General features: G+C 53.5%; 11 protein-coding genes. 2 read left to right on the forward strand and 9 right to left on the reverse strand.

Translation table 11 applies throughout. The annotated features are described in order from the left end of the window. Positions 1 to 98: 98 nt before the first annotated feature. From KO508_RS01150 to KO508_RS01185, 8 genes are all read right to left on the reverse strand, one after another. The gene (locus tag KO508_RS01150; RefSeq protein WP_216006520.1) at positions 99 to 1658 is read right to left on the reverse strand and encodes a parallel beta-helix domain-containing protein; all 1560 of its coding nucleotides are present in this window, start codon (positions 1656 to 1658) and stop codon (positions 99 to 101) included. A 322-nt stretch (positions 1659 to 1980) separates the two neighbouring features. Beyond that, complete coding sequence (gene nhaD / locus KO508_RS01155) at positions 1981 to 3489, reverse strand: sodium:proton antiporter NhaD (protein ID WP_216006521.1); 1509 nt, start codon at positions 3487 to 3489, stop codon at positions 1981 to 1983. Positions 3490 to 3640: 151 nt separating this feature from the next. Then, positions 3641 to 5443 carry an AMP-dependent synthetase/ligase gene (locus tag KO508_RS01160; RefSeq protein ID WP_216006522.1) on the reverse strand — a complete coding sequence of 601 codons (1803 nt, stop codon included), beginning with the start codon at positions 5441 to 5443 and terminating at the stop codon, positions 3641 to 3643. Continuing rightward, the gene (locus tag KO508_RS01165; RefSeq protein WP_216006523.1) at positions 5440 to 6249 is read right to left on the reverse strand and encodes an ABC transporter ATP-binding protein; all 810 of its coding nucleotides are present in this window, start codon (positions 6247 to 6249) and stop codon (positions 5440 to 5442) included. The genes KO508_RS01160 and KO508_RS01165 overlap by 4 nt, the downstream gene beginning before the upstream one ends. Positions 6250 to 6257: 8 nt before the next feature. After that, a complete protein-coding gene (locus tag KO508_RS01170) occupies positions 6258 to 7466 on the reverse strand; it encodes an ABC transporter substrate-binding protein (RefSeq protein ID WP_216006524.1) in 1209 nt (402 codons plus the stop codon). A gap of 36 nt (positions 7467 to 7502) precedes the next feature. Then, a complete protein-coding gene (locus tag KO508_RS01175; RefSeq protein ID WP_216006525.1) occupies positions 7503 to 8546 on the reverse strand; it encodes a branched-chain amino acid ABC transporter permease in 1044 nt (347 codons plus the stop codon). Position 8547: 1 nt separating this feature from the next. Beyond that, entirely contained in the window at positions 8548 to 9426 is an 879-nt protein-coding gene (locus KO508_RS01180; RefSeq protein ID WP_216006526.1) for a branched-chain amino acid ABC transporter permease, read from the reverse strand. After that, the gene (locus KO508_RS01185) at positions 9427 to 10242 is read right to left on the reverse strand and encodes an ABC transporter ATP-binding protein (protein WP_216006527.1); all 816 of its coding nucleotides are present in this window, start codon (positions 10240 to 10242) and stop codon (positions 9427 to 9429) included. A gap of 154 nt (positions 10243 to 10396) precedes the next feature. Between KO508_RS01185 and KO508_RS01190 the strand changes: the two genes are divergently transcribed. Both KO508_RS01190 and nfsA read left to right on the forward strand, forming a co-directional pair. Then, entirely contained in the window at positions 10397 to 11191 is a 795-nt protein-coding gene (locus KO508_RS01190; protein ID WP_216006528.1) for an enoyl-CoA hydratase/isomerase family protein, read from the forward strand. 66 nt (positions 11192 to 11257) lie between these two features. Continuing rightward, entirely contained in the window at positions 11258 to 11995 is a 738-nt protein-coding gene (gene nfsA, locus KO508_RS01195) for an oxygen-insensitive NADPH nitroreductase (RefSeq protein ID WP_216006529.1), read from the forward strand. Between the two features lie 9 nt (positions 11996 to 12004). Here the strand turns inward: nfsA and KO508_RS01200 are convergent, their stop codons facing one another. Then, a complete protein-coding gene (locus KO508_RS01200; RefSeq protein ID WP_216006530.1) occupies positions 12005 to 12787 on the reverse strand; it encodes a putative 4-mercaptohistidine N1-methyltransferase in 783 nt (260 codons plus the stop codon). Between the last annotated feature and the right edge of the window lie 44 nt (positions 12788 to 12831).

A 12831-nucleotide genomic window follows, 5' to 3' on the forward strand; every position in this document is an offset into this window, starting at 1 on the left:
TAATGCTCTCGTGCCGCAGCATGTCACCGGGGCAAAGCTTTCCGATGACATGCCGCATTGACTCTCTTACAAGGTAGATTACTGCTCAAAGGGCCTGATTAAAGTGCGCAGGCCGCTTCCGCCAAATCATCCCCAGTACAACCGTAGATATTATTTCTGAAGTTCACCACCGCAGGCGGCAAGCGCGGCTGGGTGCAATTGAGGTAGGTATTGTTGACCATCTGATCAATCAACAAGTGAGGCAGCGGATTACCCTCAGCATCAATCTGTGTCACGTCCGCAGGGCTGGTTGGGTAAACTAAGCCAGTGTTAACGTCCTCATACTCCGGCGCCGGATTGCCGTTGATATTGCGGTTCGCACAAATCCGGTCTTCAGGACCATACGGATCGTAGTTCACACCGTCCGCAGCGGCATCTGCCCCCACAATCATATTAAACCCGGCAAGATCCGTGGTGTTTGACAGCAGCTCGCCGATGCCATCATAGAGGATAGCCGGGAAGGTTTGCGCCATACCTGTGCTGTTCTGATCAGAGGTGTAGCCACCAATAATGGGTGCTAGTAGGTCCCCACGTGGGGCTCCGCCATTACGGGCGATCGTGTTGTCGTGCAGATAGACGTTCTTCAGTATCGGGCTCCAACCATCAGCTATGGTTGCGCCGAAGCTCGTCGGGTAGCTCGCCACATCATCCTCAATTAAGAAGTAGCTGGTAATAGCAACTGCAGTGGTGTCGTTATCCGTAATCTGGTTGTTGTAGACCTCCACATCACTGGAGGAAAGGATAATAACCCCTGTGCCAGGCGGCACGGCACCGACCACACCTGCACCTACGTTATCGGCGTTGTTTGCGTAAATCTGGTTATTGAAAATCCTCACATTGCTACCATAGGCTTTGTCCAGCCCCGGCAAATCGAACGACAAAATACCGCCAGAGTTTCCAACTGCAATGTTGTTGTAAACATCGGCCATGCTGGAGTTTTCGATTTCAATACCTGCAACGTTGTTTTTCGCCGTGTTGTTACGCACCACGATGTTCTCTGACTGGCCAACGTAGATGCCCGCATCCGCCGAGCCATATGCGTAGTTGTTTTCCATCAGCACGTTCTGGCTTTTCAGCGGGTACAGGCCATAGGCGCCGTTATCTGATTCCAGTTCGCCTTCCCAAACGGTCGCGGTGTTGGTGATGTGAATGCCGTTTACGTTGGTCGTTTTGATGCCGTTTTTAGGGGCCTCGTAAACACCCAAATCTCGAACGGTAATACCGTTGCCGCCCTGAAAACGAAACGCGTCGTCGCCATTGGATGCGCTGAAATCGAGAATCGTCTCATTCATACCATAGCCAGCGATCGTAAGCCCTCTTGCGCTATTCACAACAATACTTTCTGTCACAACAAACCGGCCTTTCGGCAGCACTACCAACGCATCTTCCGGGGCCTCAAACAAGGCCAAAGAAAGCGCTTCGGTGATATTCTCGCCGTCTGCAACATCCGGGGCTACGAAGATGGCACCTTCCGGAATTACAAATCCAGAGGTGGTTGTTCCAACAACGCTTTGGGCATCTTCGCCGTCTTTACCGTCATCCCCACAACCTGCTAACAGCAATCCGCTGGCTAATGCTGAGATCGTGAAAATTTTTGAGAGCTTCGTTCTATGACGCATAGGTGTCCCCTTCTTGCTTATTGTTAGTTTTGCGCAGGCGCGTTCTTGATAAAAATGAACAACGCGTCCCACCAACACTATTCATGAGCAATAAGCAAAGCGAGAACAAACGACAATCAGAAACACCAAACCTCTGTGCAATTCCTTCAATGCGCTGTGTCGCAAGGTTTTCACGGCATTTTTTTCACTGACGAATTCTTAAAATGATAGCCTTTGAAGGTTTTGACTAGGCTTCTGAGGGTAGGTTCGTGTTTCCAAAACTTGGCGAAAGTAACGCTCTGAAACAATAACGGAGCCCTGAACGGGCTCCGTGTGAGGGCAATCAAAACAGGTTAGCGTTCAACCACATGTGCGTGACAATCGACGCGGCGTATCCCAGTGCAATAACCGGTGTCCACCGCAGGTGCGACATGAGCGTGTAGTAGCCTCTTGCCTGGCCCATCAGCGCTACGCCGGCGGCAGAACCGATGGACAGCATGGAGCCGCCAACGCCAGCCGTAAGCGTAACCAGCAGCCATTGGCCGTGGGACATGTCTGGCTCCATCGAGAGTACGGCGAACATCACCGGAATGTTATCAACAATCGCTGACATAACACCTACCGCAATGTTGGCGCCGGTGGCGTTCCAGTCGCTATACAGGACCTGAGATACCTCGGCAAGGTAACCGATGTAACCAAGCCCGCCTACACAAAGCACCACACCGTAGAAAAACAGCAGTGTATCCCACTCTGTGCGCGCCATCGGGTTGAAAATGTCGAAGGGTACCGCTTTGTCGAGCCGTTCAAGCAGGCGGGTGTTCTTGTGATTTTCAGCCCACACCCGTTCACGGGCCACACCTCGCTTGAAGCTCAGTTGCAGGTAATAGCTCAGGAACTGCAGATAAGCCAAACCCATCATCATACCAACCACAGCTGGCAGGTGCAGGAAGTTGTGGCCCAACACCGCAGTCGTGATGGTGAGGAGAAATAATGCCACGGTGCGACGGGCACCGCGCTTCATGATCACAGGGTCTGATGTATCTTTGGGTGGCTCATTGGGAATGGCAAAACTCATGATCACGGCTGGCACCAGAAAGTTGACAGCAGAAGGAACGAACAATCGGAAAAACTCAGTAAACTCCACGACGCCTTTCTGCCAGACCATCAGTGTAGTGATATCTCCGAACGGTGAAAAAGCTCCACCCGCATTCGCCGCCACCACGATATTGATACAACCAAGGCCGATAAAACGCGGGCTGTCCTCACCCACTTTCATCAACACTGCACACATCAGTAATGCTGTAGTTAGGTTGTCGGCAATGGGCGAGATGAAGAATGCCAACACACCAGTAATCCAGAATAGGCTGAGATAGCTAAAGCCTTTGCTAACCAACCAGCCACGCAATGCGTCGAAAAGCTGGCGTTCCTCCATGGCATTTATGTACGTCATAGCCACTAGCAAAAATAGCAGCAGCTCAGAGTATTCCAACAAATTATGCTTCAAAGCCGCATTAGCGCTCTCGGTATCGCCGTTCATAGCCGCCGCGCCAGCGACTAGAAACCAGATTAAGCCCGCTGCCAGAAGCACCGGCTTGGACTTGCGTAGGTGCAGCTTTTCTTCAAGCATGACGAACGCATAAGCAATAGCGAAGATAACAACCGCAATGTAACCCACCGGATGGTGGGTAAGGCTCTGGGCGCCGGATTCGGCGGCGCTGGCAAATGCACTGAACCCAAAAGAAAAAATCGCGAAGATGAGCAAAGTCATTTTCGCGACGAGATTACGGGAGGCGGTTGCTTGCGTGCAGCAACGCCGGACGGGAAGCTTTTCAGAACTGTGATTTTCGGTCATGACACCTGGCTCAAAAGTTAGGGGCGCACATTATCAATCAAAGTGCACCTCGCAAACCATAGCTTCCGTCAAGTCGACTTGATTAATGTCGTTTACAGGTACCCTTCTCCATATACCCCCTATTCTCCCCAAAAACTGATTTGGAACTTGGTCAGCTATACAATGATTCAATCACTTCGGCGTATTTCTCATAGATTTTGCTACGGCGTACTTTCATGGTGGCAGTCACTTCGTCATCGTCGTGATCCAACTCTTTACTCAGCAGGTGAAAGCGCTTGATCTGGGCCACTTGCGGCAGTCTACCGTTACCCTTATCCACCTCTGCCTGAATCAGTTCCTGCACCTTCTCATGCTCGGTCAAGCTACGGAACGTGGTGTAGGCAATTCGCTCCTGCTCGGCCCATTTTGCCGCAGTTTCAAAATCCACCTGAATCAACGCTGAAACATATTTCCGGGCCTCACCGATGACAATGCATTCCTTGATGTATGGGCTCGCCTTAATCGTATTTTCAATCTCCGTGGGAGAGAGATTCTTACCGCCAGCGGTAATCATGATGTCCTTGAGGCGGTCAACGATTCTCAGTTGCCCATCCTGCCATTCACCCACATCGCCAGTGTGCAGCCAGCCGTCTCTTAGAGTAGCCTCCGTTGCTTCATCATTTTTGTAGTACCCTTTGAAGACCGTTCCGCCCCGCATGAGTATTTCATCGTGCTCACCCAGTGTCACCTCAAGCCCGGAAACCGCCGTACCGACCGTGCCAAGGCACACTTTGTCCAGACGTTGAGCCGTTGCAACACCGGTGCTCTCGGTCTGACCAAAAACCTCAACCAAAGGCACACCCAAAGTACGGAAGAACTGTAGAACACCTGTTGAAATGGGCGCCGCCCCGGTCAGCGCGATGGTGCATCGGCGCAATCCGATAAAATTCCGCAAGGCACGGAATACAAGCCAGTAGTAAACGCTATAGGTCAACCGCTCACCAAGGCTCCACTTGGCTTTGGGCTTGGTCGCCATCGGCTCACAGGCTTTCATGGCTCTGTTAAAAAGCCTCTGCCGAAAACGGCCCGTCTCCTGCATTTTTATATAAATAGCGGAATGGAGCTTTTCCCAGATTCGCGGAACGCCCAGAAAAAACGTAGGTGCAATTTCGCGAAGGTCTTCCTGGATTGTGCGCAGGCTCTCGCCAAAACTCACCGCACTGCCCACATAGACAGGCGCAATATTGGTCAGTGCCTGCTCTGCCACATGGCATAACGGCAGATAGGACAGGCTGGTGCTGTGCTGATCAACCCCCAGGAGTTCTACAAGCCCGGGCGCACCAGCATGCAGGTTGCCCCAACTGATCATGGCACCTTTAGGTCGACCGGTAGAGCCCGAGGTATAAATCATCAGGGCAATGTCGTCCATCTGCTGGCTATCGAGCAACTCGTCAATCAGCCCGGGATGGTTTTTCTCGAATTCCTGCCCCATCTTTTCAATGTCTTCGAACGACGAGGGCGGCTCCGGATAAGAACGCAATCCTTTCGGGTCAATAACAATATTGTGTTTCAGTTGCGGCAACTGCGGCCAGGCTTCCAGAACCTTGTCGGTTTGTTCCTGATCTTCGCACACCACCATTTCTGCATCGCTGTGCTCAAGCACGTAAGCCACTTCATTCCAGGGGCTGGTAGGATAGACCCCCACGCAGATACCCTTTACCAGGCCAATGCCCATCTGGGCGATAACCCACTCCACCCGGTTTTCCGAAAGAATGGCAACATGTCCGCCTTCGGAAAGACCGAGCGCTCGCAGGCCCAAACCAAAGTGGCGGGCACGCAGATAATAGTCCTGCCAGGAGTAGGCTTGCCAGATACCAAAGTCTTTCTGGCGAAGCGCCAACATATCCGGCCGCTCTTGTGCATGGGCCCGGAGCATTTGTACAAGCGTAAGATCACGAATCTGCGGTGTTGTCATGACAGCCACCGCTTACGGCGTTTGTAGTGTTTGATATCCCGGTAACTGCGGGCCTCTCCTTCTTTGCCACCCACACCGAGGTAAAACTCCTGTACATCCTCGTTGGATGACAGCTTGTCGGCAGGGCCATCAATCACAATTTTTCCGTTTTCCATGATGTAACCATAAGACGCAATGGCCAGCGACACCGCCGCGTTCTGTTCTACCAATAGTATTGCCGTGCCCTGTTCGCGGTTTATACGGGCAATAATGGTAAATATTTCTTCAACCAATTGCGGAGCCAGGCCCAGAGAGGGCTCATCCAGCATGATCAGTTCTGGCTGAGCGATCAGCGCACGGCCAAGAGCCAACATCTGCTGTTCACCACCCGACAGGTAGCCCGCAAGCTGCTTGCGACGCTCTCTGAGCCGGGGGAAATAGTCGTAAACCAGCTCATAGGCATCGTCCAGCGACGTTTTACGGCCACTGAGGGCGTATGTTGCCGCAACGAGGTTTTCCTCTACGGTGAGATCTTCAAAAACCCGGCGCCCCTCCATCACATGGAACAGGCCGTCGCGAACCAGTTTTTCCGGCGCCCGTCCTTTTAAAGACTCGCCCTTGAAGCGGATTTCTCCAGCGGTCACTTCGCCATCTTCAAGAGCCAGCAACCCAGACACACTTTTCAGTGTGGTGGACTTGCCAGCACCATTGGAACCCAGCAGCGCCACAATGGCGCCGCGAGGGACACGCAGCGACAGGCCCCGAAGGACCTGCACCGCCTTGTTGTAAACCACTTCTATGTTATCGATTTCCAGCAAGGCTTCCATAGAGCGTCTCAGTCGAGGTGAATCCAGTCAGATACGGGCTCGTAGCGGCCTTCTTTCGCATTCACACGCCAGATGCGACCAACCGGGAAAGACATGTCATGCGCAGTAACCGGAATGCCGATAATGCCACCGGTGTCCCAGTCTTTAATCGAAGCAAGGGACTCGGCCATATTCTCTGCGGTCAGCTCTTTACCCGCGTCCATGGTGCGCTTGATGACTTCCGTCCAGACCATGGCGTTAAACCAGCCCTGCATATAACCGGTCGGGCGATATCCGGCATCCGGGTCGCTTTTCTCTGCGGTGGCTCGCAGTGCGTCGAGCATCGGCCCGCCTTCAGCACTGTCATAGTAGTTGTATGGCATAACGCCCATGTAGCCATCGGCATCCTCACCCATTTTGTTGATGATGAGCTTATCAGAAGACCAGAAAGTACCCATGAACTGGGTATCCAGCCCCATCTGACGCATCTGCACCATGAACTCGTTTATGGGCGACAGCACGTAGCCATGGAATACGACAAAGTCCGGGCGTGCCCGGCGCATTTTCAGAACTTCTGCAGATACGTCCACGCTGCCGGGCTTGGTGACAATTTCCTCGACAACTTCGATACCCATCTCGGCCGCTTTGGCCTTCCCGTTTTCAATGGGGTCCTTACCAAATTCGGTATCGCTGTATACAAAGGCAACGGTCGGCTTCTCACCGTCTTTTCCCTGAGTCGCAATGTACTCAAGAATAATTCCGAACATTTGGGTGTAGTTAGGGCCTGGTACGAACTGATTCGGGTACTGTTCGTTATCTGTCAGTGCAGTCGCAAAAGAAGCGCCACTCATGAGTGTGGTGCCTCTGCTGTTCAGTTCTGAAGCAATGGTTTTCATAAACCCGGTACTGTCACCGTAATAGACCGGAACCGTGTTACTGCCGGTAATTTTCTTGAAGGCGGCCACGGAACGGTCCACTTCATAGCCGGTGTCTTCCATTACGTACTTGACCGGGTGTCCGTTGATACCGCCCTGACTGTTGATCCAGGTCGTATAGTCGGTCAGGCCGGCATGGAGGTGCACGCCGGCAAAGGCGAACACACCAGACAGCGGGATGGAGCCACCGAATACAATGGGATCTTTATCCTGCGCCACCGCGGGTGCCGCGGCCACCAGAGCAGCGGCAATACTGCCGATACCTGCGAGCCTGCGGCCTTTGCTGAGGATGCTTTTGAACATGTTTATTCTCCTTGCGGCTTCTTGTTGTTAAATCCACTAGTTCTTGAAGGGCCATAAACTGAAAAAGCGCCGTATGCGGTGCCAGATCTCCGCCAGCCCATGCGGTTCAAAAATAAGGAAACCGACGATCAGGGCACCGAAGATGATCTCAAGCATCGGCGACATGAATATCGGAGCGTTCGGATAAAACGGGGTCAGGGCTGCGGTAAGGAGCTTTAGTGCCTCCGGAATCAGCGTCATGAACGCTGCTCCGAGGATGCCCCCCAGCAGGTTGCCCATGCCGCCCACAATAACGGCTGCCAGATAGAAAATGGACATGGATAGCGGAAAGCTTTCGGGCGTGACAACCCGGAAAAAATAAGCAAACAAACCGCCGGCAACGCCCGCATAAAACGAGCTGAGAGCAAAGGACATCAACTTGTAATGCAGTAGATTGATGCCAAGAATTTCGGCCGAAATATCTCTGTCGCGGATGGCGATAAACGCTCGGCCGATGCGGGTACGGAACACATTTTTGGCGGCAAGTACCATCAGCACTGCCAGAGGCACAATGATGAAGTACATCCCGAAATCACTCTGGAACGTCAGCCCGAACAAGTGCGCAGGCTCCAGGCTCAAGCCCCCCATGCCGCCGGTCACAGACTCCCACTCAGCAAAGATAAAGTGCAGGAAAACACTTGCGGCCAAAGTAGCAATCGCCAGATACAGACCTTTTACCCTGAGGGATGGAAGCCCGACAAGAATACCGACCGCCGCCGCAAGCAGCCCGGCTAATAACAGCGTGACCGGAAAGGGTAATCCCGTGTTCGCGGACAACCAGGCCACGGTGTAGCCCCCCACTCCCATAAACCCGGCCTGCCCGAGAGAAATCAGCCCGGTAAAACCCGTGAGAATATTCAGCCCCGTGGTGCTGATAACCGCAATGCCGACCAGGCAACCCAGATACAACAGGTAAGCGTCTGCCATAAACGGGAACAACAGCAGAGCAAAGAGGAAAAGTGCAAACCAGATTTTCTGTGTGCTACTGGTCAGGATGGCCTCGTCGGCCTCATAGCTCTGTTTGGCGTCACCGATGCGCATCTTAAACTCGCTCTATTTCGTGGGTGCCAAAAAGGCCATAGGGTCGGAAAACCAGAATGACGGCCAATACCGCGAACGTAGCCGGCATTCGGTACTCGCCGCCCAGATACGCGCCTGCCACTGTTTCCAGCCAACCAATAAAGACACCGGCAATCAAGGCACCGACAATACTGTCGAGCCCGCCGACAATCACCACCACCAGAACACTGAGGCCGATAGCGCCGAACTGCGGGCTCAGGCCACCGGTTGCCGCCACCAGGACACCCGCAAGCGACGCCGCAAGCGAGCCAAACACCCAGGCCAGATTGAACACCCGGCGTACGTTAATGCCCATTGAATAAGCGGCCGCCTGATCTGAGGCGGTCGCCCGCAACGCCACGCCACCTCGGGAAAAGCGGAAATACAACAGGTAAACGATGAGCAGGGCTGCGCCAATGAGGAAGCCGTAAGCAATCTTGGGCGCCAGGTACATCTCCCCGATAAACACAGGTTTTCGAGGTAAAAAACTTGGCAAAAGCTGCGGATCTGCACCCCAGATCATCTCCACCACCCCCACCAAAATACTGGCAATACCGATAGTCACCATGACCACGGAGATGGATGACTCTCCCAGCATCGGGCGAATCATTATCTTTTCAATCACACCACCCAGCAGGCTCCCGCCAAGCACTGCCAGCGGCAGAGCTACCCAGGGGGACATTTCCATACCGCCGGCAAAGGCAAGAAACAGGTACGCAGCGAACATCATGATTTCGCCAATGGCGAAGTTAATAACCCGGGTGGCTTTGTAGATGATCACAAATCCCAACCCGATCAGAGCATAGAGGCCGCCCATGGCCAGGCCTGCCAGACTGATTTCCCCGAAAAATAACCAGTCCATTCAAGCCACCTCCTGTTCTGGATTCAGCTTCTTGCGCAGGCTGTCCATATCACTGGTCCCCAGATACGCTTCGATGACCTGCGGATTTTTCTGTACCTCCTCGGGGAGGCCTTCCGTTATAACCTGGCCAAAGTTGAGTACCGCAATATGATCGGAAATATCCATGACCATGCCCATATCATGCTCAACCATTAGCACGGTCACGCCCCATTCTTCGCGAATGTCGAGAATAAACCTCGCCATATCCTCCTTTTCTTCCCGGTTCATTCCGGCAACAGGCTCATCCAGCATGAGCACTTTGGGCCGCATGGCCAGCGCACGAGCCAACTCCACACGTTTCTGTAGCCCGTAGGACAAGCTGGCTACCGGTTGGCGGCGGATGTGGTCAATCTCAAGAAAATCAATAATGTGCTGTTCCACATGGCTGCGCACTGCCATTTCCTCACGGCGAGCCGCACCAAAGTAAGCCAGTGAGCCTAGCAGGCCACTTTTCATGTGCACGTGGGCACCCAGCTTGATGTTGTCGAGCACGGTCATACCCCGGAACAGGGCAATATTCTGGAAGGTACGCGCAAGCCCCATGGCGGCGCGGACAGGTGGCTTTACCCCTGCAAGCACCTCGCCCTGATAACGAATCGTGCCCTGCTGGGGCTTGTAAAACCCGGAAATGCAATTGAACAGCGACGTTTTGCCGGCTCCGTTCGGCCCAATTACCGTGGTAACCGTATTTTCAGGCACGCGAAAGCTCACATCCTGCAGTGCTTTGACACCACCGAACGAAAGCGAAAGATTACTGATTTCGAGGATACTGGACATTATTCCCCGCACATGAGCGATTATGTTTATTGTTGTTTACGTCAACGTCAGGTTATCTTCCTGAGCAAGAATAAAGTAGCCTAATTTCATCACAAAAACCAAGACAGTCTGTTCCAAGAATGTTCGAACAGGCTTTGCGACGGAATCCAGAACCATGACAACCAGCCCGTTAATCTCCGAATTTGACGCCCAAACCGGTGTAGCAACCTTGACGTTTAACCGCCCCGAAGTACTCAATGCGCTCAGCATACCCATGGCGGAGGCATTTCTGGCGGCAGTAAAAACGCTGCACAGCCAGTCAGGGCTACGCTGTATTGTGCTGACAGGTTCCGGGAGGTCATTCATGGCGGGTGGCGATGTTGCCAGCATGGCAGGCACTAAAGAACAGATCAGAGATTTTATTAACGGCTTGCTAGTGCCACTCAACGAAGCGATCCTTCTGTTGCGGAGTATCGGCGCGCCGATGATTGCCGCAGTGAAGGGCCCGGCTGCCGGCGCTGGTCTAAGTCTGGCACTGATGGCAGACATAGTCGTGGCGGAAGACCGAGCGAAGTTTCTTATCGCCTATAACGGTATAGGTGCGGTGCCAGACTGCGGCTGCACCTGGTTTCTGCCACACAAGGCAGGCGCTACCCGGGCCGCTGAAATGATGATACTTGGCCGACAGCTCAGTGCTCAGGAAGCCAAAGACTGGGGCTTGATAACCAGTATCGCGCCCTCAGATTCTTATGACGAAATTCTGGCAACCACGATCAAGCGCGTTGCCAGCGGCCCGACCAAGGCTTTTGGCGCCTTTCGCCAACTCGTTGATCAGGCAGCTGGCCGATCCCTGGCCCAACAACTTGAGGCTGAAAGACAGGCTTTCCTCAAAATTGCGCACACAGGCGATTTCGAGGAAGGTGTATCGGCGTTTCTCGCCAAGCGACCAGCTGCGTTTTCCGGCCAGTAGGATCACTTTTTCAGGGTGTTAGCGACGCGGTTACACAAAACATCATACAGCTCAATGCGAGGCATCATGAATCCCGTCATCGAACTACTGAATTCCCATCGCTCGATTCGTAAGTTCACAGAGCGCAAGATTCCCCGCGAGCTGTTCGTAGAGCTTATTCGTGCCGGCCAGAGTGCCGCTACCTCAAGCCACGTCCAGGCCTATTCCGTGATTCACGTGGTTAATCCGGAAAACAGGCAGAAGATCGCAGCCCTGGCCGGTGGACAGACCTATGTTGCCGAGTGCTCGGATTTCCTGGTGTTCTGTGCCGATATGAAACGATCCACAGAAGCGGCTGAAAGGGCTGGTGCCGAGGTGGTTCGCGGTATGACAGAGCAATTGCTGATTGCCAGTGTCGATACTGCACTCATGGCTCAGAACGTTGCCACTGCGGCTGAGTCCGAAGGTCTGGGGATTTGCTATATTGGCGGAATAAGGAACAACCCTGCCGACATCAGTGAGATTCTCCGCCTGCCAGAGCACGTATACCCGGTGTTCGGGATGTGCCTCGGTTATCCCGACCAGAACCCGGAGGTGAAGCCCCGGTTGCCGGTAGAGACCATCCTCAAAGAAGATTATTATCAGGACGAACAGGATGAAGCACAGGTTGCGCACTTCGACGAGACCATGAAGAGGTATTATCTGGAGCGCACCGGCGGCAACAAGGACACGAACTGGTCAGAGCAACTCAAGCCCCTGTTCACCACCAAACTGCGGCCGCACATGAAAGACTTTCTGCAGGGAAAAGGGTTTAAAATGCAGTAAAAAACCTGATCAGGAGCTAATCTTCTGCCAAACCGTTAGCTCCGAAAAACTGTGCTGAAACTTGTTGCGCGTCTCGCGGATAACAAATGGCAGGCTTCTGGATTCCAGTGCCAGCGCAAAGTGCGGTGCCAGCATGTCACGCAGCCCGTCGAGGGTGGTGTAGTCTTCCCCGTCTTTCTCGAAGCCGCCCACCCATTTTTCCTTTGGCGTATAGTCTTCCAGCCAGGTGTAAGGTGAGGCAATCAGCAGTAGCCCGTTCTCATTGAGTCGCTCGTGAATGCGAGTCAGAAAAAGAGCGGGATCATAGAGCCGGTCGATCAGGTTACCTGCCAGAACCAGATCATACCCGGTGAACTGAGGGTTCAGGTCGCAGGCGTCCCCCTGGTGGAAGGCCACTCTCCCGGCGGTATCTTCAAGGCCGAGTGACGCCAGAGAGCGCTCCTGATAGCTCACCAGCGCTCCTTCTTCCGGACGAGCGTAGCGAACCACCTTGTCCCGGGCCATCACCTGACATTGCTCGACGAACTTGTGGGAAAAATCGATACCGTCCACATGGGCAAATACCCACGCCAGCTCAAAACTGGTGCGCCCACAGGCGCAGCCAATATCCAAAGCCCGACCCAAAGTGCGACCGTCCATGGCATCCAGCGCCACCTTTGCCAGTCCTTTCGGAAAATTGGCCTCACCGTGCCACTGTTCACCAAAGTGAAACTCCAGATACTGGGCCAGCGTGGTGTCGTCTTCGTAATAGGCGCTTTGCTGCACAATCGCTTCCTTCACATTAGTGGGCATGCATTACACGAATACTAGTGTCCCACCCAATTTGAGATGGCTTG

Source organism: Marinobacter salexigens, from assembly GCF_018860765.1.
Classification (GTDB): domain Bacteria; phylum Pseudomonadota; class Gammaproteobacteria; order Pseudomonadales; family Oleiphilaceae; genus Marinobacter; species Marinobacter salexigens_A.